This is a genomic window from Sorangium sp. So ce124 (assembly GCF_051525235.1).
Lineage (GTDB): Bacteria > Myxococcota_A > Polyangia > Polyangiales > Polyangiaceae > Sorangium > Sorangium atrum.
Map to the genome: position 1 here is coordinate 13,252,950 of NZ_CP150312.1, position 23,342 is coordinate 13,276,291.

Sequence of the window (23,342 nt, forward strand, 5' to 3'; positions counted from 1 at the left end):
CCGGCGGTACCTGCATGTTGAAGCCCTCAGGTGCTGCATGGCCCAGCCAGCACCTTCTCGAGGGCGCGCGCGAGGCCATCGAAGCGAGCCTGCCACGCCGGGTGCTCCTCCAGCATGGCCTGCGCCTTGCGCACGACAGCAGATGCCTCGGCATCTCGCCGGTCCCGCAGGGCGAGGCGAGCACGCCAGTACAGGATCTCCAGGAGCTCATCGGCGAACAGCAGGCTCCCCGCGCTATTAGCAGCGCCCATCGATCCATTCACCGTCTCATGGGCCACCGTCTCATGGGCCACCGTCTCATGGGCCACCGTCTCATGGGCCACCGTCTCATGGGCCACCGTCTCATGGGCCACCGTCTCATGGGCCATCCCCTCCTGGGGACCGACGGTGCGCTCCACCTCGTCGATCAGCAGCGCCTGGAGCATCCGGAAGCACGCAAACGCAGCGTGCGCCCCGGGCTCTGGCGGGCAGGAGCCCGCCACCCAGGCGATGAGCTCGCGCGCCTCGTCGTGCTGCCCCGCCGTGGCCAGGATCCGCGCGAGCAGCAGCGAGCACTCGGGCACCGGGCGCTCGATGAACCGCCGCTCCAGGACATGCGCCCTGCGGGCGAGCACGAGCGCTTCCTCGCGCCGGTCGCTCCAGTAGAGCAGCTCGGCGACGTTGTAGGTCGCCACCCGCTCCAGCCATGGGTTGCCGATCTCGCGCGCAAGCGAGATGACGCGCCGGAGATCCTCCGTGGCCCGGGACGGCGACTTCTTCAGCGTCCAGAGCACGACGCGGTTCATGTACGCGACGCACAGGTGCGGCAGATCGTGGACCCTTTCACAGAGGTCGATCGCCTCGCGCGCGCGCTCCTCTGCCTCGCTGAACGAGCCCGCGTGCGCCAGCTCGACCGACAGGAGCAGCAGCGCGACGATCCGGCTGTCGTGATCGCCGAGCGCCTCCGCCTCGACGGCGCCCTTCTCCAGGAGCGCGATCGCCTGCGCCACATGCGCCGTCCGCACGCACCTGCGCCCGTCGGCCACCGCGAGCCGGACCGCGAGCCGCGGTGAGCCCGACCGCGCGACGAGGGGGCGCGCCTGCTCCACGCGCCGCGCCGACCCCTCGTAATCCCCGGTCCAGTCGAGCAGCGTGGCCTCTTCCAGGAGGATCTCCGCGACGAGCGCCTCGTCGGCGAGGCGCTCGCCGAGCTCGCGCGCCGCGGTCAGATCCTCGATGGCTTCCCGCGTCCGGTGCGCTCGGTAGCGTATCCTGCCGCGGCCCGCGAGCGCGAGCGCGCGCCGGCGCAGGTCCGCCGCAGAGATGCGCCCGAGGGCCGCAGTGTAGTGCTGGTCGGCCTCGACGTGCCGGTGAGCCGAGAGCGCGATGTCCCCGAGCTTCACGTAGGCTTCCGCCGCCTCCTCGCTCGCTCCGCACGCGCTCGCGTGCCGCGCCAGCGAGGCGAGGGTCTCCGGGGTCGCATCCCCGGCGGAGACCCGCGCTCGCCAGAAGGCCAGCGCGTACCGGTGGGTGTCCCTGCGGTGCTCCGGATGGATCAGCTCGACCACCGAGTCCCGGAAGACGCCGCTCTGGAACGCGTACCGCTCGCCTGGCGCGCGCGACGCGCGCGGCACGCGCTCCAGGATGCCCCGCTCGACCAGCGCGCTCAGGCCGAAGCCCGCGTCCACCGGCGACCCGGCCCCACCGGCCCGATCGGCGGCGTCCTGGACCCACTCCAGCTCCGCCCTGGTGAACGAGGCCCCGAGCACCGCGCAGAGCCGCGCGCACGCCGCGAGCTCCGGCGGCAGCGCTTCGAGCCGCCGCATGGCCAGCCACTGCCACCCGGGCGAGGGCGCCAGGCCTTCGGGCGCCGCGGTCGCCGCGTAATAGCTGCCTGTGTTCGACCGCTGGCGCACGATTCCGGCCCGCTTCAGCGCCCCGACGATCGCCGCGAGGCACGCCGGATTGCCGCCGGCCCATGCGGCGAGCCGCCTCAGCGTGTCCGCCGGCGGGTACTCCGCCGGCAGGAGGAGCTCCGCCGCGAGCCGCATCCCGGCGCCCTCGTCGAGCGGCAAAAGCGCCCTCTTCTCGAAGCGTTGCGTGCGGGTACCCCACCCGGGGCGGAGCTGCTCGAACCGCGGATGCGCGGCGACCACGACCCAGAGCGCCACGCCGGCGCCGTCGAGCGTCGCGACCTCGAGGGCATCGAGCAACGCGTCGTCCGCCCAGTGCGCGTCGTCGAGGATCACGGCCACCGGCCCGCGGCGCGCGCGCCGGCGGAGCCCTTCCGCGATCGCCCGCCGGAGCTCGTGGTAGTGCGACGCGCTGCCGGACGGGGCGCCCCACCCGAGCGCCGCCGCCACGGACGGCCCCGCCGCGCGCCCGATCTCCTGGCCAAGCCGCTCCGCGCAGAACGCCTCGACGTCGGCCGGCGGCCGCTCCTGCGCGCCCAGCGCTGCGCGCAGGATCTCCTCCACCTCTCGCGCGACCTCGCACGACAGCGGCTGCGCCGCGCGCATCGAGAGCACCAGCGCCTCCGGATGGAGCGATCGCGCCACGGCAGCCGCCTCGCTCGCGAGGCGCGTCTTGCCGAGGCCGGCGTCGCCGAGCAGCGTCATCAGGCCGGGACACGTGCCGTCAAAGGCCGCGGCTGCGCTCGCCAGCAGCGCCTCGACGACCTCGCTCTGCCCGAGCAGGGGCACCTCGCCGTCGACCGCGCCCATCGCGGCCGCGCCGCCTGTCGAGGGTGGCGTGGGTTCGGTCTCCACCAGCACGCGCTCGATCTCCGCGCTGAGCACGACCCCGGACCAGGGCTCGGGCGGCAGCCAGCCTTCCGGGCGATCCACCGCCGTGCCGTAGGCGACCGGCGGGCACCTGCCCTTCCGGCGCACGGTGACGCCCGCGAGGTGGAGCCCCGCGCGCGCGTCGCACCGGCCGACGAGCTCCCGCGCGGCGGCGAGCGCCGCCTGCGCCGGATGCTCGATGTCGAGGCCCGAGAACAGCGCCACGAGTCGGCGTCCGCGCTGGCGGACGACGAGCCCCTTGCGGCTTGCCAACGCGGCGACGGCCGACGGCACGGCGCCGCTGACGTCGGCGACCAGCACCACGACCGGCTCGCGCCCGTCCGCGATGAGCCGGGCGCTCCCCGCGCTCTCGGGCGGCTCGGCCGGGGCCGCGGGCAGGGCCGCCTCCACGGCGACAGCGCCGCCTTCGCGGCCAGCCCCCACGACAGCACCGCTGGCGCGGCAAGCGCCCGCCTCGGCGAGGGTGCGCCGGAGCAGCGACACGCTCGCAGGCCGGCGGTCTGGATCCTTGGCGAGGCATGCGAGCACGACGTCCTCGATCGCGGCCGGGACGGCGACCAGCTCGGTCGGACGCGGCGGACGCAGCGCGAGGTGGCCGTGCTCGATGGCGGCCGCGTCGCCGACGAACGGCGGTCGCAGGGTCAGGAGCTCGAACAGGATCACGCCGAACGCGTAGATATCGGCGCGCGCGTCGAGCGCCAGGTCCCCGCGCGCTTGCTCGGGCGACATGTAGACGGGCGTCCCAACGACGGTCCCGGCGCGCGTGAGCTCGGCGCTGGTCGCCTCGGCGCCGGCGCCCCGCTTGGCGAGGCCGAAATCGAGCAGGACCACGCGCTCCTCCGCGCCGGGAAGGCCTCGCCCCGCGGCGCCGGCGCGCGCTCCGCTGCCGTTCGCTGGCACGAGGAAGACGTTCTCCGGCTTCACGTCGCGGTGGATCACCTCCCGGGCATGCGCCGCCTCGAGCGCGACGAGCAGCGCATCGGCCCGCCCGAGCGCCCAGCCCAGGTCCGGCGGCGCTGGCAGCGCCGCGAGGTCCGCCGCGAGCGTGCGCCCTCTCAGCTGCTCCATGGCGATCCACGGCCGGCCATCGTCGAGCCTCCCCTGCCCGTAGAGGTGCGGCACGTGCGGGGGGCCGATCCGCTCGAGGGCGCCGGCCTCGCGCCGGAAGCGCGGCTCGCTCTGCTCCGCGTCGATCAGGCCGACCTTGACGGCGACCGGCATCTCGTCGCGCTCGCGCGAGCCTGCCCAGACGGCAGCGAAGCCGCCAAGGCCGAGGAGCTCGGTCAGACGGAAGCCCTCGACGCGCGGCGCTGCCCCGCGGGCCTCTGCGGGTGCAGGCCCAGGCGGCGGCCCGCCGTGCCGGGGGCACGGGGCCGCCTCTGCGATCCGCCTGTGGCACGATGGACAGCGATGCAAATCGGTTTTCCCTTCGCGCCGGGCGCGGACGGGGGCCGTGAGCGGGGCCCATGATATCGTTGTTGCCCGGCGCATGGCACGAACCACGGAAGACGACACGCTCCCCAGCTCACATACCCCTTCCGCGCTGGCGACGGCGGCCGTGGCTCATCAGCCGAGCGCCGACGACGACAGCACACTTCCGATACGGGAGGCCGAGGCTACGCGCACGCAGGAGGAGCCGTCGTCCCATCCGCTGCTCCGCACCCTGCCGCGGGGGGCTCGCGTCGGCGACTACATCCTCGATCGCCCCCTTGCCCAGGGGGGCTTCAGCTTCGTCTATCGCGCCACGCACGCCGAGCGCGGCACCGCTGCGGCGCTCAAGATCCTTCACGCCGATCTCGCCTCAGATCTCGATGCGGTCGTCCGCTTCGCGCGGGAGATCGAGGCGATACAGCGCCTGGATCATCCGAACGTGGTCGAGATCTTCGAGCACGGGCGGCTCGGCAGCCGTGGTCACCCCTACTATGTCATGGAGCTGCTCGAGGGATGTAGTCTCGACGAGCACCTCCGCGCCCGCGGACGCCTGTCCGCTACCGATGTGCTCGCGCTCCTGGAGCCGCTTTGCAGCGCGCTCGATGCGGCGCACCGCTGTGGGATCGTGCACCGGGATATCAAGGCATCGAACGTCTTTCTCGCCGAGCAGGGCGGGCGGCGGAGGGTGGTGCTGCTCGACTTCGGCGTGGCCAAGCTGCTCGATGCGCCGGGGCCTGCGCTCACGTCGTCGCGGCACATCGTCGGGACCCCGACGTGCATCAGCCCGGAGCAGATCCTCGGCGAGTCGATCGACTCCCGCGCTGACGTCTATGCGCTCGGGGTGCTGACGTACCGGATGCTCGTCGGCGAGCCGCCCTTCGTCGAGCGCTCCTACCCGATGCTGCGCCAGCTGCACCTCTACGTGGACCCGCCGCGCCCGAGCACCCGGGCGCGCGTCCATCCCGCCTTGGATGAGGTGATCCTCCGTGCGATGAGCAAGGATCGCAGGGAGCGCACCCCGACGATCACGGCCTTTCTGGGCGAGCTGAGGGCCAAGGTGGAGGCGAGCGGCGGGACGGGCGCGCTGTCTTCTGCCGCGCGCGCGCGGCAGGCGCTCGCGCTCTACGCCGAAGTGCACGTCGAGCCGAGCGCCCTCGAGGAGCCGGAGGATGGATTGCTCGCGGATCTCGACGTCATCCTCCCCTTCATCGCCGCCGAGCTCGTCAGCGCCGGTCTCACGATCATGGCGCAGACCGGCAGCAGCGTGCTTCTCACGGCGGATCGTCCCGACGACCCGGCCGGGGACAGGGAGGCGCGCAGCCAGGTGGTGCGCACGGCGCTCGCGATCTACCAGCGGCTCGAGGCCCGCTCCGGGCGCGATCCCAGGGTCGATGTGCGCCTGTGCCTCCATGCGGGAGAGCTCATGGATACAGGCAAGGGCTCGCCCGCAGCCGGCAAGCTGCTGGAGATCGCGGCGTGGGTGCCAGACCAGGCCGGAGAGGGCGTATTCGCCTCACCCGAGCTCCTTTCCGATCTGGAGATCGCAACTGCAGGAGAAGAGGGCGCGCTCCGCCGGATCACAGCGCCACGGACACGACAGGGCTGATCACCCGCCCGGCGTCATGCGCTTTCCCGGGGTGTCCGTGGAGGCGAGCCGCTACCTGCGCGAGCGCGGCGTGCGCTGCATCGGTATCGATACGCTGTCGACCGACCCCGGGCAGAGCGAGACATTCGAACAGCACAGGGCCTTCCTTGGCGCCGGCGGCTACCACATCGAGAACCTGGCCAATCTGGAGCAGCTCCCGGAGGCCGGGGCCGTCGTGGTGGTCGCGCCGCTGCCGCTCGCGCGCGGCAGCGGCGCGCCGGCCCGGGTGCTGGCGCTGGTGCCGGCCTCCGGCGGCCCGGCGAGATAGCGCGGTGCGTATCCCCGGACTGTGGAGGGACGCAGCCCGCGCCGTCCTGGCCCCCTTGCCCTGCTCTGGCGCGGTGTCGCCTGTTTGCATACCGCCCCCTGCGACGGTCGTACGAGGTGCTGCTCCCCGCGCCGGATCGACCACACGAAGCTTCGCGTCCTGCCCGGGATTCGGTATCCTCTCGGCTCCCCCCTCGGGAGGTGACCGGGCGTATGAAGTTCGAGAAAGACGTCCTTCTGGCCGGCAAATTCCGCCTCGAGCGAGAGCTATCGCACGGCGGGATGGGCTCGATCTGGGTAGCGCAGCACGTCCAGCTCGGCACGCTCGTCGCGGTCAAGTTCATGCGCGACTCGTTTTCGCGGCTGCCGGTGCTCCGGGCGCGCTTCGAGCGGGAGGCGCGCGCCGCCGCGCAGCTCAAGAGTCCCCATATCGTGCAGGTCCACGACTTCGGCTTCGAGGAGGAGGACGAGGTGCCCTACCTCGTCATGGAGCTCCTGCAAGGCGAGGATCTCAGCAAGCGCCTCCAGCGGTGCGGGCGCCTCTCGCTCCCGGAGACGCTGCACATCATCGTCCAGGCCGGGAAGGCGCTCCGCAGCGTCCATGAAGCGGGGTTCGTGCACCGCGACCTCAAGCCCGCCAACTTCTTCCTGGCGCGCGTCGACGGCGAGGACGGCGAGATCGTGAAGCTGCTCGACTTCGGGATCGCGAAGGACGTCTCGGCGGTGCTCGCGGCCGACATCTCGGCCACGGGCGAGGTGATGGGCTCGCCGAATTACATGAGCCCGGAGCAGTTCTATGGCGAACGGGACGTGGACGCGCGCAGCGATCTCTGGTCGCTCGGGGTCATCCTGTTCAAGATGCTCACGGGGCAGCTGCCGTTCCCGGGCGACGCGATCGGGCGCGTGGTCACGAAGGTGATCCTCGGCACGGTGCCGTCGGCGCGCGAGCTCGCCCCCGATCTGCCCAGCGGCATCGACGCGTTCTTCGCGCGGGCGCTGGCGCGCGATCGGGACGAGCGGTTCCAGAACGTGCGCGAGATGATCAACGAGCTCGCGCGCGTCGCGGGCGCGCCGCCGTTCTTTTCGCTCGTGGGGGACACCTCGCTGGGCGCCGGGTGGACATGGCGGGGCTCCGGCGGCGAGCCCGGGCTCGCCGACCCCGGCACGCCGCCGGTGGCGCAGCTGACGACGATGCCCATCCAGCGGCGCTCGGACCCGAACGATGTCCGCGCCTCGACGCCGAACCCGCAATCGTTGCCGGGCACCTTGACCGGCGCGATCAACCTGTCGGCGCCGCACACGGCGCGCGCCGCCATCGCGCGGGTCGCGGGGCGCGTCGCCGTCGGGGCGACGATCGCCGTCGTGGGGGTCGGCCTGTTCGTCGCCACGCTCAAGGGCGCATCGACCGACGGCGACAAGGCCGCGACCCAGGCCTCCGCGGACGCATCAGCGCCCGCGCTCGGCGCGCCGTCGAGCGGCGCGCCGGCCGGGCTCGCCGCGGTCCCCGCCGTCGCGAGCGCTCCCGAGGCGCGCGCCGCGGCGACTCCTGCGGTGGTGCCGGCTCCGCTGCCGCTCGACCCCGTCGCGGGCGCGGGCGCGCCGAACGCCGCCTCCCCGGCGCCGGCACAGGCATCGCCCGTCCCCTCTGGCGCGGCGGCGCGGAGCGCCGCGCCCGCGCGCCCCACGACCCCGACCACCGCTCGGACCGCGGCGGCACCGGCGCCGCGCAAGACAGTAACGGGGCCTCGCAAGAAGTCCGGCGGAAGCAGGCCGGACTGGGGGCTCTAGCCGGGTGGCTCCGCGTCCCCAGAAGGCAAGAATGCGCTTCCGAGCGGCGGTGATGGGTGTGCTGCTCCTGGTCACGCTCGCCGGCGCGGAGGCGTCGGCGCAGGCGCCTCCCCCGTCGGCGAAGGCGCGACAGGCGGCTGTCACGTACGCCAACCAGGGGTGGACGGCCTACCGAGCGCGCCGGTACCGGGAAGCGCTCCAGGCCTTCCGCCGAGCCGAGGCCACGGTGCATGCGCCGACCTTCCTGATCATGGTCGCGCGCTCCTGCCACAAGCTCGGCCGCCTGACCGAGGCGCGCTCGGTCTACCAGGTCATCGTCGACGAGCAGCTCCCGGCCGACGCGTCGCAGGCGTTCCGGGAGGCCCAGGCCGAGGCGAGGACGGAGCTCGAGGCCCTCTCGTCGCGCATCCCCACCGTGGAGATCACCGTGACAGGCGCGGGCTCGGGGGGCGCGCAGGTGGCGCTCGGCGGGCTGGACGTGCCACAGTCGACGCCCGTCGCGCGCGATCCGGGCAGCCACACGCTGGCCGTGGGGGCGCCTGGACGACGCGGGCTGACGAAGGAGATCGTCCTCAAGGAGGGCATGAGGGCCAAGGTCGAGGTCGATCTCGCGGCCGGAAAGGTGCGGATCGAGAGCGACAGGACCGGGCGCGGCGCGGGCGGCGAGCCGCATCCGCTCGGCCCCGGGCAGGGTGCGGCCGACGGCGGCGCCCAGGAGGGCGGCGAGCCGCTCGGCCCTGGGCAGGGTGCGGCCGACGGCAGCGCCCAGGAGGGCGGCGAGGCGGCGGATGGACGCCCGAGCCCACGCAGCTCCGCGGTCGTGTTCACGGGGCTCGCCGCGACCGCCGCGGGGACGGGGCTCGGCGTCGCGTTCGTGGTCCTCTCGAACGGGAAGGCGAGCTCGCAGCAGCGCCTCCTGGAGCCGGCCTCCTGCACGGACCCTGCGCGCTGCCCTGGGCTCGACCTGCGCGCGTACAACGACCTGGGACACGCCAAGGCAGACCTCGCGAACGCGGCGGTCTGGAGCTTCCTGGCCGCGGGCGCGGCGGGGCTCGGCACGGCGGCGTACGTCCTCCTGACGGGACGGCCCGACGCGCGGGACGCGACGGCGACCGGCCTGTCGGTGAGCCCCATGCCGGGCGGGCTCGTGATCAGCAAGCGCTGGTGAGGCTTCCGGAGAGAGGGATCTTCCCGATGATGCGCATCGTATCGTGGAGGTGGATGGGCTGGGCGCTCTCGCCGATCGTCCCGCTGATCGCGCTCAGCGGAGGTAGCTGCGTCTTCTTCAGCTACGAGGATGTCGTCGCAAGCGCGGATGGAGCAGGCGGAACGGGCGGAACGAGCGGCGGCGCCGGTGGCACCGCGGAGCCTTGCGGGCAGGGGGGCGGCGGCTGCGGCGGGGCGCCCCCGGAGGGCTGCGATGGGCCCGGGAGCCATATCTCGACTTGCCTCGTCGATGATGGCTTGCTCGCGCGGTACTTCCTCGACGCGTTCGACGCGGAGGGCAAGCTCGTCGACTCGGGACCGGAGCCGGGGCTCTCGCTCGACGTGGTGTCGGACGGAGAGAGTCTCACGGTGGAAGGCGAGGCGGGGCGCAGGGGCATCCGGTGGAACGCCCTGGGCGGCAACGCGCGCGTGGAGGCCGCGTTTCCGTCCACCGCCACGCCCCCGAGCAAGCTCCTCGTCTCGAAGGCGGCGCTCACGCTCGAGACCGTGGTGAGCGTGACGGCCGCGGCGGTCGAGGGCGTGCCATCTCGCATTCTGTACCTCGGGACCGATACAGGAGAGTTCGGGAAGTACTCGCTGAGCGCGGGCGACCCCGACGGGATGGGGAACCGAGAGCTGCAATTCCACATCTACGCCGACTCCAAGACGCAGTTCGTGGGGCAGTGGTTCATTCCCCTCGAGGAGCTAGAGCGGCCGTGCGTCCTGCACCTCGTGCTGAACGCCGCCGAGGGCGTCGTCGATCTCTACGTGAACGGCGATGTGCGGACGAATGCGATCTCGGATCGGCCGCCCTCCGACTATGTCTTCACGTGGGCGGAGCCGACGTGGTACCTCGTGCTCGGAAACACGCGGAAGGCCGGGCGCTCTCTTCGCGGCTCGATCCAGTATGCCGCGGTGTACGGCAAGCCGTTGACCCCCGAGCAGGTGAAGGCCAACGCCGCGACGCTCGCGAAGAGCGACGATGGCCCCGGGATGTGAGCTAGTGCGCGCCGCGCCCGTTCCGGGTTCGCGCCGGCGCCCGGGCCCCCTCGCGGGCGGAGAGCGCATAGGTCACCCCGCGCTCCAGCGTCCCCCGCGTCACGATCCCCCCCAGATCGGCCCCCAGCGCCACGAACGCCTGCGCCACGCTCGGCCTGATCCCGGTGAGCACCACCTCGGCCCCGATCAGCCGCGCGCTCCGCGCCGCCCGGATCAGCGCGTCTGTCACCTCCGGCCCCGCCTGCGGCACCCCCGTCACGTCGAAGATGGTGATCCGGGCGTGCTGGCGGGAGATCCCGTCCAGCAGCGTCTCGGTGAACTGCGCGCCCCGCTCGCGGGTCAGCTCGCCGACCAGCGGCGCCACCAGCACCCCGTCCGCGATGGGCAACAGCGGCGTGGAGATGGCCCGTATCGTCTCCTGCTGCACGATCAGCATCTCCTCCTGCAGCTGCCGGGTCCTCGCCTCGGCCTGCACCCGCTCGGTGATGTCCACCGCGATCGCCCCGCATCCGGAGACCCTGCCCTCCTCGTCGCGGAGCGCGAACCTGGTGCTCATGAACACGTGCCTACCGTCGGCCAGATCCATCTCGTCCTCGGAGGTGATGGGCTCGGACGACGCCATCGCCGCCCGGTCCTGCGCCGCGAACCGGTCGGCTATCTTTGCGGGGAACAGGTCGTGCTGGGTCTTCCCCATCAGCTCCTCGCGGGGCTTGCCGAGGAGCTCTTCGACCGGCGGGTTCAGCAGCGTGTGGCGCCCCTCGTTGTCCCGCGCGAACATGAGCATCGGCGCGTTCTGAATGAAGGCCTCCAGCAGCGCGGCGCCCCGGCGCCTCTGCGCCTCGGACTCCACGCGCGCGGTGACGTCGATGGTCACCACCACCACGAAGCGGTTCCCGCTCGCGTCCTCGAACGCAACGTAGCTCGGCTCGGTCCAGAGCCGACGCCGGTCCTTGTAGAGCTCACCCGGCTCGGTGTCGTAGGGGACCGGGGGCAGCGTGACCACCTCCCCGGCAAGCGCCCGGCGGAAGGCCTCGGCGTGGCCCGTCTTCACCGCCTGCGGATCCTCCAGAGCGTTGTACTTGCCGATGATCTGCTCGGGGTTGATGCGCCACCGCGCGCAGTCGGCCCGGTTGATCGCGACGAGGAGCCCGTCCGCGCGATGCACCACCAGCGGTACGGTCAAGGCATCGAAGAGCGCGCGGTAAGGCACGCTGTCCGCGAGCTCGCGCTGCGCTTCCCGCGGCGCCGCGCCTGCGCTGAGCCTTCGCTCCAGCTCCTCCACGCGAGCCCGGAGCCGCGCGTTCTCTGCCTTGATTCGCTCGTCGCTCTGCCGATCGATCTCCATCGTCCCCCCTGAGCCCTGCCCGATCTGCAACCTCACGCGCGGCCGCTCGCCGCCGCGGAGAGCGCGCTCAGCCCTCCTGAGCCCTGCCCGCCGCTCTCCGCCCGCGGCCGTCCGGGAGTTCTTCTGCGCTGAAATGGTGCACCATCAGGCCGGCGCCGTGAAGCCTCGATTGGCCGGGGCTGGCTCGCCCTCTCGGGCTGGCGCCTCGAGTGCGGTACTCCCACGCACGACCGACTCGCCCTCATCGCAGCCCCGCGCACCACCGACCTGGAGCTGCCCGTCGTGCTCGCCGCCTCGTACATCGGAGCATCTCGGAGGCGCTATCGACACGGCGAAAGAGATCTACGATCCGGACGGACGCCTCTTCGTGGGGCTCCGGTTCCCGGACAATGTTTTGTCGACCAGCGGCTGGGGCTCGCCGTCTCTCTCGTTAGGGAAGAAAGACGGTGATCGCCCGGGTGGTCGAATCCGGGCTGCCGGTGAGGTTGTTGACGCAGCTCGGGTAGTACATGCCGTTCGTGTTGAGCTGCTGGCAGTAGGGGCTGCACGGGCCGCGGATGCTGAGCATTCCGCATTGCTGGATAGCCCCGCTGCTGGTGAGGTGACCGGCGGCGCAGTCCCGCATGAGCGACCGTGAATGGCTGCGATTGGCCTCGTCGTAGCAGGCGTTCAGGTAAGGAGAGGGGGCAAACAGATTGCCCCAGAAGGCGCCTTCCAGACGCGGGTAGGTCGTGAGCTCGAGGGTACCGGTCTTGTCGATGGCCGAGGGAGTGCCCCGTGAGGAGATCGTCACGGAGACGCCGTACCAGTTCGTCCGCGACGCGAGGCACGCCGAGATCCACTGCTGCTCGGGCACGCCGAGCGGCTTGGTGCTCCAGTCCGGAGCGAGGCCGATGATTCCCCTGTACTCCTCGTTGATCACCGTGCCCGATCGATCGGTCCACGAGAAGCTGAACGACTGCGACGGGAGGAACGCACAGCCGACCGTATAGTTGAGGAGCTGGCGCGAGAGATCGCCGGCCGCCCCCGGATCCTGGATCGCGGTCAGGGCCGCCGGGCTCAATGCGTTGGGGTTGAGGGCGTTGGGGTTGAGGGCGTTGGGGTTGAGGGCGTTGGGGTTGAGGGCGTTGGGGTTGAGGGCGTTGGGGTTGAGGGCGTTGGGGTTGAGGGCGTTGGGGTTGAGAGCGTTGACGAACTCGAGGGCGTTAGGGGCAACTCCTACGGAGCCCTCCTCCTCTTCCTGAACTGCGATGCAGCCCACCAAAAGCGCGAGCGAAAGCGCCACGAAACCAGCGATGCTGATCCGGTACATCGTCGTCCCCCCCCCCCGGGTTCGTCCCTTCGTGCCCTCGTCGAAGGTCGAATTGGGTGTACCGATGAATAGGCATCATGTCCAGTGCTCAACTGGTGATTTGTGTAAAATTCGTAAATCGTTGAAAGCGTGGGATCTGCTCTGTCCACGGTGTGGAAGGTGAGCAAGGCAGCGTGTCGCCTTCATCGCGCTCTGTTTGAGGCCCAGCAAAGCGCGATGGGATGATCGAAATCTCACACTGCATGAAGGCCCGACAGAACGGCGGCGAGCGGCCCGGGGGTCGTTGCAATGCGCAGTGTGGCGATAGGTGCGTGCGCGGGGCTGGGGACAATCGCGTGGGACACGCGCGCTCCGGCCGGCGATGTCAGGGGAGCGCGTGCGCGAGGCCGAGCAGGTCGTGATCGAGCTGCTCGCGATTGCGATCCTTCTCACCCGGGGCCGATCTCGCCGTCGCCGCGCGGCTGCGCCGGAGGCGGCGAGGTCGGTTCCGGCGAAAGCTGGGCGCCCTGCGCCGGCGGCGCGGCGCTCGGGTAAGGCTGCGCACCCTGCACCGGCGGCGCGCCGCTCGGGTAAGCGTGCATGGGGCCGGCCTGGAAGGGCGGACGGAAGCTGGCTGCCGTGCGCCGCTGCCGCCGGACGATGGCGCGAAGGGCGTAGTAGAGCGCCCCGAAGAACGCCGCCAGGAGCAGCAAGGTGGGGCCGATCGACGCTGCGAGGACCGCTGTTTTCACGGCGACGACCCCCGCGTTCTCGATTCCCTCGCTGGCCGCGCGGGCGATCTTGCCGCCGGCGCCCAGCGTCTGCTCCTCGCCGCGCGCCGTGATCGACATCTTCACGGTCGCATAGGCGATCTGCCCCTCCAGCAATCGCTCCTGCGCCTCGATCTGCTCGATCGTCTCACGCACGCTCCCGAGCTGCTTCTCGACGGCTACCACGTCCGCGAGGCTCCCCGTCCTGTCGGAGAGCAGGTCGAGCAGCCGCTTCTCCTGGGCGCGGGCGTTCCGCAGCCGCGCGCCGATGTCCGCGCGCTGCTCTGTCACGTCCTCGGCCTTCTCCGCGTCGTCGACCACCTCGCCGACCGACGCCACCGCGGCCCGGAACGCGCCGACCTTCGCCGAGGGGACCCGCGCCTCGAGCGACGCGCTCCGGTGCGGGCCGCCGTGCACCCGGGCCTCGCTCACGTAGCCGCCGTGCTCCTCGACCGCGGTTCGCAGCCGCTGCATCGCCGGCTCGAAGGCGTCCACCAGGATCGCGGTCTCGACGGTGATCCGCATCGCGCGCCCGGTGAGCGGCGCCGCCGCGGGCGATGGCCCCTGCTCTCGCTGATCGACCGCCGCGGCCGGCTCAGGCGGGGCCGACTCGGAACGGTCCTCTTTGGCGCAGGCGCTCATCAGCGCCACAGCCGAGAGCAGCACGGCAGGCAGGCTCATGCAGGAACGCATGCGGTGACCGTAGCGGTTCCAGGGAACGCTCGCGAGCCCACCCCGGGCGGGGACGCGGACACGCCGTGCGCGCCGGTGGCGCGGCGCGCCCCTTGCGAAGCGGAGCACCGACCATGTCGACACGCGAAGAGGACACCCCGGGGTACGACGCGATCATCGTCGGCGGAGGGCCGGCCGGCCTCAGCGCGGCGCTCATCCTGGGGCGCTGCCGGAGGCGCGTCCTCGTGTGCGACTCGGGGCAGTACCGCAACCACGCGGCGCGCGAGATGCACGGCTTCCTGTCGCGCGACGGGATCGCGCCGTCCGAGCTCCGGCGGATAGCGCGCGAGCAGCTGGAGCCCTACGGCGTCGAGATCCGCGAGGCGGCCGTCACCGACGTCCGCCGCGCAGCGGGGCGCTTCGAGGTGACGCTGGAAGGAGGCGAGCGCCTCCGCTGCCGCAAGCTGCTGCTCGCCACCGGGCTCGTCGACCGGCTGCCGGAGCTCCCGGGGCTCCCCGCGATGTACGGCAAGAGCGTGCACCACTGTCCCTACTGCGATGGATGGGAGGCGCGCGATCAGGCGATCGGCGTCTACGGACAGGGCAGCACCGGGGTCTCGCTCGCCGTGAACATGAAGACGTGGAGCGATGATGTGGTCCTGTTCACGGACGGGCCAGCATCCCTGTCGAGATCGGACGCGGATCGGCTCGCGCGCCACCGGATCGGCGTGCGCGAGGAGCGGATCGCCCGGCTCGAGGGCAGCGACGGGACGCTGGAGCGCGTGGTGCTCGAGGACGGCAGCGCGGTGGAGCGCCGCTCGCTCTTCCTCAAGGCGAAGCAGGAGCAGAGGTCGGATCTGGCCGAGCGGCTCCGCTGCACGGTCACGGAGGAGCGGGGCGTCGAGACGGTCGCCGAGCACGAGGAGACGACCCACGAGGGGGTCTTCGTGGCCGGGGACGCCTCGAAGGAGGTGCTGCTCGCCATCGTGGCCGCCGCCGAGGGGGCCGCCGCGGCGTTCGGGATCAACTGCGCGCTGCAAGAAGAGGATCTCGCGTAGCGGGCAGCGCGCTCTCGTCGGCCCTGCCCAGGCAGGCGCTCAGTCGCCCCGACCGCCCGGCCCGCGCCCGCGGCCAGGCCCCGGCCCGAACGGCGGCGGGCCCGGGTGCCGCCGCCGGTCGGCCTCGAGCTCCTCGTAGCGGGTGAGCTGCTCGGGCGTGAGCACGCCCTTCACGCGCGCGTCGGTGCGATCGCGGAGGGCGTCGAGCGCGGGGCGGCACTCGGAGAGGAGCCGCTCCCGCTCGGCCTCGGCCTCGGCGATGGTCGCCCTGAGCTCGCGCACCTGGCGGTCGGTGAGGTCGAGGTGGCGGCGCATCGCCTTGAGGCGGAACTGGGCGCGCGCCTCGGTCGGAGGACCCCGGAAGGTCGCCTCGAGGTCGCGCAACGCCGTGACGCGGCCGATGGCCGCGCCGGCGACGCCGCCGAAGAGGAAGACCGCGGCCAGCACGGCCAGCGGCTTCCAGCGGGCGAGGGCGGGCGGGGACGCGGGGCGCTGGGTCATTCGCTCGCCTCGACGGCCTCCACAGAGGCCACGATCGCGCTGTCGACGTCGCGCTGCGTCTGCAGAAAGAAGAGGACGCTCGCGGCCGCAGCGAGGGCGGTCACGACGAGGGCAGGGCGACCCGAGCGGACGATGCCGTCGGCGATCGCGGGCCGCGCGGGGAGGAGGGGAGGAGCGGCCGTCGCCGCGCGGACCATGGCCTCGGTGAAGCCGGCGTCCGGCTCGAGGCCCTCGGTCGCGGCCGCGATGCGCGCGAGCGGATCGCTGGCCGCGCTGGCCGTCGCTGCGCGCAGCACGGCCGCCGTGAAGCGGTCGTCGGCGTCGATGCGAGCGGTCGCGGCCGCGATGCGCGCGAGGTCCCGATCGGGTCCGGTCCGGTCGTCGTCGCGGTCAGACATGCGGCGCCTCCTCCTCGATCTGCCGGGCGCGGAGCGCGGCGCGGGCGCGCACCAGGCGTTGTTCGACCGCGCCCTCGGAGCAGCCGAGCGCCGCCGCGGCCTCCTTCGCGGGCAGGCCCTCGACGGCGACGAGGACGAGCGCGGCGCGCTCCTGGGGCGGGAGCGCGGCGAGCAGGGCGTCGAGCTCGCGCAGCGCGACGCGCGCCTCGGCGGAGACGAGGCCGTCGAAGCGCGGCTCGGCGGGCGCCTCGCGCGGGGTCTCGCGGCGGCGCCGGAGGGCGTCGAGGCAGGCGTTCGTCACGATGCGGTACAGCCAGGTCTCCACCTTCGATCTCCCGTCGTAGCGCCCCTCGCGCAGGGCGCGGTAGGCGTCGACGAACGCCTCCTGCAGCGCGTCCTCGGCCTCCGCGAGGTCGCCGACCAGGCGCGCGGCCAGGCGGTACATCGGCGCGCGCGTGTGCTCGACGATCTGCCGGAAGGCCGCATCATCGCCCCTGGCGACGCGCGCTGCGACGAGCCTGAGGTCGACGATCACGTTCCCCCGCGATTCTGCGCCCATGGCACCGCGCGCGCTACAGGGACGAGCGCTCAGCGGCGCTCGGGGCCGCGCATGCCGGGCCCGGGGCCGTGCTCGGGGCCGCGCATGCCGGGCCCGGGGCCGCGCTCGGGCCTGCCCGCAAACGGCCCCTTTTCGATGCGTTCGGCGAGGGCGTTGCGCTGCGCCTCGTCGAGGATCGGGACGATCGCGGCCAGCGCGCCGACCATGCGGTCCAGGTGCGCCCGCGGGCCCATCTTCTCGCCCGCCGGCGGCTGCGGCAGGAACGCGTTCGCGTCGAAGCGATCCGCGGCGAACGTCTCGAGCCGCGCGCGCATCTCGGCGCGCCTCGCCGCGTGATCTTCCTTCCGCCCGTCCCGGTCGGCGTCGCTCGGGCGCGCGCCCTCGAGGGCCTTGTCGATCTGCGCGCGCTGCTCGTCGCGCAGGTCGAGGCCGGCGAGGAGATGGCCCAGCGGACCGCCGCGCATGCCGGGGCCGCCCATGCCGCCGCGATCGCCGCGGTGGTGCTCGCCGCCCTGCTTGCCGCCGCGCGGGCCGCGCTCTCCTCGCTCATCCATCTTCGCGGCGATCACGTCGACGAGCTGCCGGCGCTGCTCCTTCGTCAGCGTGGCGTGCAGGGTGCTCAGCGCCCCGGCGACGCGCGCGCGGTGCTCCTCGGCCGCGCGGCCGGCGTCGGGGAGCTTCGCCTCGATCGCCGCCCGATCGATCTTGCCCGCGCGCACGCCCTCGGCGAGCGCCGAGAAGACGGCCCCGCCCTTCGGGCCCTCCTTCGCGCCGTCGCGCAGCCCCTCGAGGGCGCCCTCGATCGTCGCTTTCTGCGCGTCCGAGAGGTCGAGCTCGTGGAGCGCCGCGCGCAGGAGGTGCTCGGGGCCGCGCGGGCCGCCGCGATGGCCGCCGAAGCCCTCCCGGGGACCGCCCGCCCTCGACGGGCCCTGGGCGAGCGCCGCCTCGGCGGCCTCGTCGCTCGGGGACGTGTTGCCCTGCCCCGTCTCCGCCGTGCAACCGGCCGCGCCGACGAGCGCGCCGACGAGCGGCAATACCGCACCAAGCCTCCACCAACGAGACTGCGTCATGGACTCTTCTCCTGGGTCGCCCGCGCCGTGCCGAGCGGGTCGTTCATCCCTGTGACGCCGGCGGGGAGGGGAGCCCTACGAGGACGAGCGACTTTTTCTGGAGGCGGGCTCCTCGAGCATGCTCCGCAGCAGCCGGGAGAGGCCGGCGCGGGCTCGGCCGGGCCCGGCCTTACCGCACGCTGGCGATCAGGTGGGTGCGCGTGCCCTGCGGTGTGGCGACCTCGGCCTCGTCGCCCTCCGACAGGCCCAGCAGGGACTGGCCGAGGGGGCTCGTCGTGGCGAGGGTCTGCAGCTCGACCCCCTGGAACTGGATGCGCTCGCCGCCCGCGGCCGGCAGGAGGAAGTAGAGCGCGCGCCGCTTTCCGCTCTCCAGCTCCACGAGCGCCGAGCTCTCGATGCCCGCGCCGGGGCCGAAGTCGCGCACCGTGAGGGCGCCCAGCCTGGCGAGCGCCTGCTCGAGCTGGAGCACGCGCTCGCTGTGACCTCGCGCCACGTAAGACGCCTCGGTGGCGCGCATGTCCTTGTCGCCCTCGGCGCGGTTCTCCTCGTGCGTCGCGGCGCTGGCGGCGTCGCGCGCCCGCTCGGTGGAGCGCTCGAGCTCACGGGCGAGCTGGTCCCTCAGGGCCGCGAGCAATGCGCGCTTGTCGATGGCCGGTGGCATGGACACGCACATCTTACCAGACGGGATCGCGGCGGTCACTCCACGGTCGTCTGGCGCCGCCGCTCGAGACCCGAGGGGCGCAGCCGTCCTCAGCGCCGCGCGACGCCCGCCCGTCGCCGCCGCTGTCGGACGAGGGGACGGGAGGCGGCCCGGCTCCTCCGGGAAGACCGCGCGCCTGCCGGCGAGCAGCGCCGAGCGCACACATGCGCTGATTGCAACTCTGTAATGAATGCGTCTCGCACAGAGTCCCAGTTTATGGCTCCTTTTCGCGTCGAGAACTCCACGCTCCTTGCAGATGTGCAATCCACGCGCGTCGCGCGCGGCGGACTGCCGATGCGCTTATCGTCCGTGTGAATCGAATGTTTCAAGACGGTGACTTGGAAGCACGAGGAAGGACGGGGGAAGCTCGATGACGCCCCGCGACGGCGAGCGGGAGAACCGCGCAGGAATCGTTCAGGAATCTCTTTGCCGGGGTAGGGTGAGTAGTGTAGATTCCTAATCTGCTACGCCGCTGCTCCGGGCTGGAACGCATCGACACGAGAGCATGGGTGTCGATGCGGCGCCACCAGCCTGGAGCGCGCGAGCCGAGCGCGCGCGACATGACGCGAGGCGTCCTGCCGTCGCTCGTTCGGGTTGCGTCCAGATCACTGCACGAGCACACAAGAGGAGAATCGTGAGCCTGTATGCCCAGGAGCGGCTGCGCGTGCTCGTCGTCGACGACGAGCGGAGGATGCTGGACAGCATCGCGGCCATCCTCGACGACGACATCGACGTCGAGACCTGCACGTCCGCCCACCGGGCGCTCGATCTGCTGCAGACAGGCCAGTTCCATGTGGTCTGCTCCGACTACAAGATGCCCGGGATGAACGGAGACGAGCTCCTCAAGCGGGTCGCCGGCCTGCCGTTCTACACGAGCTGCCTGCTGATCACCGGCGACGAGGAGTACATCCGCTCCGGCGAGGCGGGCCGCCACTACGTCATCCTCAAGCCGTTCGAGCCCGCCCGGGTCACCCGGATCGTCCTGGAGCTCGCGCGCCTCGCCCACGCGAGGCGGTCCGTGGACGCCTCCTCGGCGCGCGAGGCCGCCGCGCCCGCCTCGAAGACGAGGAGGGCCGCGCCGTCGCTCAGGCCGCGGGAGAACCAGGACGCGCCGGCGTCCTCGCAGCGCGAGCGGGTGAGCTCGTACCCGCCCCCGTCCTCCCGCGCAGCGTCGAGCTACCTGGACACGGTGCGGGTCGGAGACGCTGGGCTCCCGGCCCGGACCCTCAAGTGATCGCCCGCAGCGGCGAGCGCGGCACCCGAGGAGGCGATCCCCCACGATGACGAGCCGAGATCCGCTCGGCGCGGTGGAGCAGACCGCGACGGCCGAGGAGATCGTGGCGACGCTGCGCCACGATCTGCGCAATTGCTTCGGGACGATCCGCAATGCGGCGTTCTTCATCCGGCGCAAGGTCGCCCGGGAGCAGGCCTTTCGGGACGACCCGCGGGTGGGGCAGTTCCTCGACGTCATCGACGAGGAGGCGATCGCGGCGAGCGCGCTCGTCGACGGCGTCATCGACGCGAACGCGAGCCTCAGGCGGCGTCCGGTGAGCGCGAGCGCCCGCGAGTGCGCCCTCACGGCGGCGGCCTGCGCGCGCATCGCCGAGCCCGGGATCCGCGTCGACGTCCACGCGGCGGAGGGCGTGGTCGAGCTCGATCCGGCCGAGCTGGCCCTGGCGGTCCGGTGCCTCGTGGAGAACGCGGCGGAGTCGATGCCCGGGGGCGGGGTGGTCACGCTCCGCGGGAGCGTGGTCGGCGCCCGCTACCGCATCGAGGTCGGCGACACGGGGACGGGCGTGCCCGAGGCGGAGCGGGAGGCGATCACGCGCCCGTTCTACACAACCAAGCCGGGCCGCCTCGGCCTCGGGCTCAACATCGCGGGGCGCGTGGCGCGCCGCTATTTCGGGACGCTCACCCTCGGCCACGGCGCGCCCTCCGGCACGCTGGCGTGCATCGAGCTGCCCCTCGCCGCGGCGCCCGAGCCGCCCGGCGCGGGCGCCGAGGAGCGGCCGTGACGTCGCGCGCGGCCGAGGCGCCGCGATGAGCATCCGGGCCGCCCTCTCGCTGATCTTCGCCGTGGCCGCGGCCGTCGTGCTGCTCGCGACCGGCGCGCTCTACGTCACCTCCGCCAGCATGACGCGGCTCCAGCGGCGCGCCGAGCTGTCGTACGAGGACCTCACCCGCCACGTCACGCTCGCCAACCACGCCGGCCGCTACATGCGGGAAGCCGCGGAGATCTCCCTCGGCGGCGGCGACTCCGAGGAGCTCCACCACCTGGCCGGGCTCGTCGCGCGGGACCTGGCCGCGGCGGAGGCGATCGAGCGGGCGCGGGAGCCGCGCGAGCGGGCGCTGGAGCCGCTCGAGCGGGCGTGGGAGCCGCTCGAGCGGACGCTGATCGAGGGCGAGCGCGCCCCCGAGGCGCTGCGCGAGGCGCAGGAGGGCGACGAGCGCCTGCGCCGGATGCGCGCGAGCTTCGCGGCGATCGCCGGGGGCGTCGACCACGTGTCCCGCATGGCGAGCGCCGGGGATCTGGCGGCCTACCGGAGGTTCGTGGAGCGCCCCGAGGCCGAGTACGAGGAGGGGTTCGTGCCCCAGATCGACGCGGCCATCGCCGACGCGCGGCGCGACGTCGCGCGGAACGCGGAGGAGGCGGGCCGCGCGGGCGCCAGGATCAGGATCGCGAGCATCGCCCTGATGACGGCGGCGCTCGTGACCCTCGTCGTCCTCCTCGGCGGCCTTGTGCGCTCGATGGCGCGCGGGTTCGGCGCGCTCGCGGAGTGCTCGCGGCGCATCGCCGGAGGCGACCTCGAACACCGCGTGCCCGACCTGGGAAAGCACGAGTTCGGGCGCATCGGCGCGGCGCTCCGCCACATGGCCGAGAGCCTGCGCGAGGCCCAGGCGTCGAGCGTGCGCGTCGAGCGGCTCGCGGCGATAGGGCAGCTCGCGGCGAGCGTCGGGCACGAGCTCCGCAACCCGCTCGGCGCCATCCGGAACGCGACGCACTACCTCAAGAAGCGCCTCGCCGGGACCGAGGTCGGCGCGGAGCCGCGCGTCGCCCAGTTCCTCGCCCTGATGGAGAAGGAGCTCCTCTCGTGCAACCGGATCATCGGCGATCTCCTGGACTTCGCGCGTGAGCGCAGGCTCCGCCGCACCGCGTGCCCGCTCGCGCCCCTGGTGGACGACGCCATGTCGGTCGTCGAGCCGCCCGCGCACGTGCGCCTCGAGAACCTCGTGCCGGCGGCGCTGCCGGTGCCGAGCCTCGACAAGGACCAGTTCCGGCAGGTGCTCGTGAACCTGATCCAGAACGCGGCCGAGGCGATCCCTGTTGAACGCGAAGGGTGGGTGCGTGTGGTTGGGCGTGTGTGTGACGAGACCGTGAGCCTCGAGGTGGTCGACAACGGGGATGGGATCGAGGAGGAGCACCTCGCGAAGATCTTCGAGCCGCTCTTCAGCACGAAGCTGAAGGGGACGGGCCTCGGGCTCGCCATCACCGCCGGAATCGTCCGCCTGCACGGCGGCACGATCGCGGTGGAGAGCGCGCCCGGCGCGGGGACGACGTTCACCATCCGTTTACCGCGCGCCGCGGCGCCGGAGGTACACTCCGTTCAGCTCGCGTGACAGCGGAGGGAGACGTCCGTCGATGCAAGGGACCGGACCGGTGCTCGTGGTGGACGATGAGGAGGGGATGCGCGCCACGCTCGCCGCGAACCTCGAGCTCGAGGGGTACGAGGTCGTCGAGGCGCGCGACGGGGCGCACGCCCTCGAGCTCGTGAGGCAGCGGCGCTTCGCGCTCGTGCTGACCGACGTGAGGATGCCCGGCCTCGACGGCGTCGCGACGTTCCGGGAGATCAAGCGGCTCCAGCCGGAGCTCACGGTGGTGCTGATGACGGGCTTCGCGCGCGAGCAGCTCATCGAGCAGGGCATCGGCGAGGGGGTCTATGCGGTCATCTACAAGCCCTTCTCGATGGAGCACCTCATGCGGATCATCGCGCGGGCCCTCTCGTCGCGCGGCGTGCTCGTGGTGGACGACCTCCCCGCGGTCGCGGAGTCGATCGTGGCGGGGCTCAAGGCGGCGGGGCTGCGCGCGGAGGCCGCGTACGACGGGCACACGGCCATCCAGCGCGCGCGGGACGCGGCGGTCGACGTCTGCGTGCTCGACCTCCGGATGCCCTCCCTGGACGGCGTGAGGACCCACGAGCAGATCCGGCGGCTGAGCCGCGGGATCACGGTGATCGCGATGACCGGCCACGCGACGCCGGAGATGATCCACGCGTTCACGAGCCAGGGCGGGTACGCCTGCCTCCACAAACCGTTCGAGGTGCGCGAGCTCATGCACACGATCGCGCGCGCCCGGAGCGACCCGGGGACGTGCTGAGGGCCGCTGGACATGGCGCCGGGCGGCGGCGTGCGCTGCTCCATGCCCGGCCGCGACCGCGCCGGCCGCGGGGGCGGAGGAGGGCGCCGTGAGCGTGACCGTGCTCCTCGTCGACGACGACGCGTCGTCCCGGTTCGTGCTCGCGACGCTCCTGGAGGATGAGGGCTTCCAGGTGGAGGAAGCCGGCTCGTTCACCGAGGCCGGGCAGAAGATCGCGGCGGAGGGCGCGCGGTACGACCTCGCGCTGCTCGATCAGAACCTCGGCGACGGTCATGGCACCGATCTCGTGGCGGCGCTGCGGGCGCGCCTGCCGCGCGCGAAGGCGGTGCTGATCAGCGGCAGCGGCGACGAGGGCCTCGGCGACGCGCCCCCGCCGGACGCGGTGCTCGCGAAGGGGATCGGCTTTCCGGAGCTGCTCGATCGGATCCGGCAGCTGCTCGGCTGACGCGCGCCGACGCCGCGCGCGCCGACGCCGCGCGGGCCC

Annotated in this window: 20 protein-coding genes; 11 read left to right on the forward strand and 9 right to left on the reverse strand. The window is 72.9% G+C overall.

The genetic code is table 11. From position 1 onward, the window contains the following. Positions 1–26: 26 nt before the first annotated feature. Positions 27–4,274 (reverse strand): serine/threonine-protein kinase, encoded by a 4,248-nt coding sequence (locus WMF19_RS49645; protein ID WP_437896764.1) that lies wholly within the window; start codon positions 4,272–4,274, stop codon positions 27–29. Here WMF19_RS49645 and WMF19_RS49650 point away from each other — a divergent pair. The 5 genes from WMF19_RS49650 to WMF19_RS49670 all read left to right on the forward strand — a co-directional run bounded on the left by WMF19_RS49650 (position 4,273) and on the right by WMF19_RS49670 (position 10,119). After that, positions 4,273–5,820 (forward strand): serine/threonine-protein kinase, encoded by a 1,548-nt coding sequence (locus WMF19_RS49650; RefSeq protein ID WP_437896765.1) that lies wholly within the window; start codon positions 4,273–4,275, stop codon positions 5,818–5,820. The two genes, WMF19_RS49645 and WMF19_RS49650, sit on opposite strands and share 2 nt — an antisense overlap. Positions 5,821–5,836: 16 nt before the next feature. Continuing rightward, positions 5,837–6,127: a cyclase family protein gene (locus tag WMF19_RS49655; RefSeq protein ID WP_437896766.1), complete on the forward strand. Its 291-nt coding sequence runs from the start codon at positions 5,837–5,839 to the stop codon at positions 6,125–6,127. A 212-nt stretch (positions 6,128–6,339) separates the two neighbouring features. After that, positions 6,340–7,914 carry a serine/threonine-protein kinase gene (locus WMF19_RS49660; RefSeq protein WP_437896767.1) on the forward strand — a complete coding sequence of 525 codons (1,575 nt, stop codon included), beginning with the start codon at positions 6,340–6,342 and terminating at the stop codon, positions 7,912–7,914. A gap of 31 nt (positions 7,915–7,945) precedes the next feature. Beyond that, positions 7,946–9,082, forward strand: coding sequence for a tetratricopeptide repeat protein (locus tag WMF19_RS49665; RefSeq protein WP_437896768.1), 1,137 nt, complete (start codon positions 7,946–7,948; stop codon positions 9,080–9,082). Positions 9,083–9,108: 26 nt separating this feature from the next. After that, positions 9,109–10,119 carry a hypothetical protein gene (locus WMF19_RS49670; protein ID WP_437896769.1) on the forward strand — a complete coding sequence of 337 codons (1,011 nt, stop codon included), beginning with the start codon at positions 9,109–9,111 and terminating at the stop codon, positions 10,117–10,119. A gap of 1 nt (position 10,120) precedes the next feature. On the opposite strand, the gene WMF19_RS49675 is transcribed toward WMF19_RS49670, so the two are convergent. The 3 genes from WMF19_RS49675 to WMF19_RS49685 all read right to left on the reverse strand — a co-directional run bounded on the left by WMF19_RS49675 (position 10,121) and on the right by WMF19_RS49685 (position 14,206). After that, a complete protein-coding gene (locus WMF19_RS49675) occupies positions 10,121–11,500 on the reverse strand; it encodes a PAS domain-containing protein (RefSeq protein WP_437896770.1) in 1,380 nt (459 codons plus the stop codon). A gap of 394 nt (positions 11,501–11,894) precedes the next feature. After that, complete coding sequence (locus tag WMF19_RS49680; RefSeq protein WP_437896771.1) at positions 11,895–12,776, reverse strand: hypothetical protein; 882 nt, start codon at positions 12,774–12,776, stop codon at positions 11,895–11,897. Positions 12,777–13,204: 428 nt separating this feature from the next. Next, entirely contained in the window at positions 13,205–14,206 is a 1,002-nt protein-coding gene (locus WMF19_RS49685) for a DUF4349 domain-containing protein (protein WP_437896772.1), read from the reverse strand. Between the two features lie 125 nt (positions 14,207–14,331). Here WMF19_RS49685 and WMF19_RS49690 point away from each other — a divergent pair, with 125 nt between their 5' ends. Continuing rightward, a complete protein-coding gene (locus WMF19_RS49690) occupies positions 14,332–15,255 on the forward strand; it encodes an NAD(P)/FAD-dependent oxidoreductase (protein ID WP_437896773.1) in 924 nt (307 codons plus the stop codon). 39 nt (positions 15,256–15,294) lie between these two features. On the opposite strand, the gene WMF19_RS49695 is transcribed toward WMF19_RS49690, so the two are convergent. From WMF19_RS49695 to WMF19_RS49715, 5 genes are all read right to left on the reverse strand, one after another. Next, a complete protein-coding gene (locus tag WMF19_RS49695; RefSeq protein WP_437896774.1) occupies positions 15,295–15,756 on the reverse strand; it encodes a hypothetical protein in 462 nt (153 codons plus the stop codon). Then, a complete protein-coding gene (locus WMF19_RS49700; RefSeq protein WP_437896775.1) occupies positions 15,753–16,154 on the reverse strand; it encodes a hypothetical protein in 402 nt (133 codons plus the stop codon). The genes WMF19_RS49695 and WMF19_RS49700 overlap by 4 nt, the downstream gene beginning before the upstream one ends. Further along, a complete protein-coding gene (locus WMF19_RS49705; protein ID WP_437797369.1) occupies positions 16,147–16,713 on the reverse strand; it encodes an RNA polymerase sigma factor in 567 nt (188 codons plus the stop codon). The genes WMF19_RS49700 and WMF19_RS49705 overlap by 8 nt, the downstream gene beginning before the upstream one ends. Positions 16,714–16,742: 29 nt before the next feature. Beyond that, positions 16,743–17,783, reverse strand: coding sequence for a Spy/CpxP family protein refolding chaperone (locus WMF19_RS49710; RefSeq protein WP_437896776.1), 1,041 nt, complete (start codon positions 17,781–17,783; stop codon positions 16,743–16,745). Between the two features lie 169 nt (positions 17,784–17,952). Beyond that, entirely contained in the window at positions 17,953–18,444 is a 492-nt protein-coding gene (locus tag WMF19_RS49715) for a GreA/GreB family elongation factor (protein WP_272096501.1), read from the reverse strand. A 673-nt stretch (positions 18,445–19,117) separates the two neighbouring features. On the opposite strand from WMF19_RS49715, the gene WMF19_RS49720 reads away from it, so the two are divergent. The 5 genes from WMF19_RS49720 to WMF19_RS49740 all read left to right on the forward strand — a co-directional run bounded on the left by WMF19_RS49720 (position 19,118) and on the right by WMF19_RS49740 (position 23,303). After that, a complete protein-coding gene (locus WMF19_RS49720; protein WP_437896777.1) occupies positions 19,118–19,717 on the forward strand; it encodes a response regulator in 600 nt (199 codons plus the stop codon). A gap of 46 nt (positions 19,718–19,763) precedes the next feature. Further along, positions 19,764–20,498 (forward strand): sensor histidine kinase, encoded by a 735-nt coding sequence (locus WMF19_RS49725; protein WP_437896778.1) that lies wholly within the window; start codon positions 19,764–19,766, stop codon positions 20,496–20,498. Between the two features lie 25 nt (positions 20,499–20,523). Continuing rightward, positions 20,524–22,101: a sensor histidine kinase gene (locus tag WMF19_RS49730; RefSeq protein ID WP_437896779.1), complete on the forward strand. Its 1,578-nt coding sequence runs from the start codon at positions 20,524–20,526 to the stop codon at positions 22,099–22,101. Between the two features lie 22 nt (positions 22,102–22,123). Then, entirely contained in the window at positions 22,124–22,858 is a 735-nt protein-coding gene (locus tag WMF19_RS49735) for a response regulator (RefSeq protein WP_437326439.1), read from the forward strand. An 88-nt stretch (positions 22,859–22,946) separates the two neighbouring features. After that, a complete protein-coding gene (locus WMF19_RS49740) occupies positions 22,947–23,303 on the forward strand; it encodes a response regulator (RefSeq protein ID WP_437896780.1) in 357 nt (118 codons plus the stop codon). Positions 23,304–23,342: the final 39 nt, after the last annotated feature.

Coding starts and splice junctions, on each gene's coding strand:
- WMF19_RS49650 (WP_437896765.1), top strand. CDS start 4,273: ATGGCACGAACCACGGAAGACGACACGCTCCCCAGCTCACATACCCCT.
- WMF19_RS49645 (WP_437896764.1), bottom strand. CDS start 4,274: ATGCGCCGGGCAACAACGATATCATGGGCCCCGCTCACGGCCCCCGTC.
- WMF19_RS49655 (WP_437896766.1), top strand. CDS start 5,837: ATGCGCTTTCCCGGGGTGTCCGTGGAGGCGAGCCGCTACCTGCGCGAG.
- WMF19_RS49660 (WP_437896767.1), top strand. CDS start 6,340: ATGAAGTTCGAGAAAGACGTCCTTCTGGCCGGCAAATTCCGCCTCGAG.
- WMF19_RS49665 (WP_437896768.1), top strand. CDS start 7,946: ATGCGCTTCCGAGCGGCGGTGATGGGTGTGCTGCTCCTGGTCACGCTC.
- WMF19_RS49670 (WP_437896769.1), top strand. CDS start 9,109: ATGATGCGCATCGTATCGTGGAGGTGGATGGGCTGGGCGCTCTCGCCG.
- WMF19_RS49680 (WP_437896771.1), bottom strand. CDS start 12,776: ATGTACCGGATCAGCATCGCTGGTTTCGTGGCGCTTTCGCTCGCGCTT.
- WMF19_RS49685 (WP_437896772.1), bottom strand. CDS start 14,206: ATGAGCCTGCCTGCCGTGCTGCTCTCGGCTGTGGCGCTGATGAGCGCC.
- WMF19_RS49690 (WP_437896773.1), top strand. CDS start 14,332: ATGTCGACACGCGAAGAGGACACCCCGGGGTACGACGCGATCATCGTC.
- WMF19_RS49695 (WP_437896774.1), bottom strand. CDS start 15,756: ATGACCCAGCGCCCCGCGTCCCCGCCCGCCCTCGCCCGCTGGAAGCCG.
- WMF19_RS49700 (WP_437896775.1), bottom strand. CDS start 16,154: ATGTCTGACCGCGACGACGACCGGACCGGACCCGATCGGGACCTCGCG.
- WMF19_RS49705 (WP_437797369.1), bottom strand. CDS start 16,713: ATGGGCGCAGAATCGCGGGGGAACGTGATCGTCGACCTCAGGCTCGTC.
- WMF19_RS49710 (WP_437896776.1), bottom strand. CDS start 17,783: ATGACGCAGTCTCGTTGGTGGAGGCTTGGTGCGGTATTGCCGCTCGTC.
- WMF19_RS49715 (WP_272096501.1), bottom strand. CDS start 18,444: ATGCCACCGGCCATCGACAAGCGCGCATTGCTCGCGGCCCTGAGGGAC.
- WMF19_RS49725 (WP_437896778.1), top strand. CDS start 19,764: ATGACGAGCCGAGATCCGCTCGGCGCGGTGGAGCAGACCGCGACGGCC.
- WMF19_RS49730 (WP_437896779.1), top strand. CDS start 20,524: ATGAGCATCCGGGCCGCCCTCTCGCTGATCTTCGCCGTGGCCGCGGCC.
- WMF19_RS49735 (WP_437326439.1), top strand. CDS start 22,124: ATGCAAGGGACCGGACCGGTGCTCGTGGTGGACGATGAGGAGGGGATG.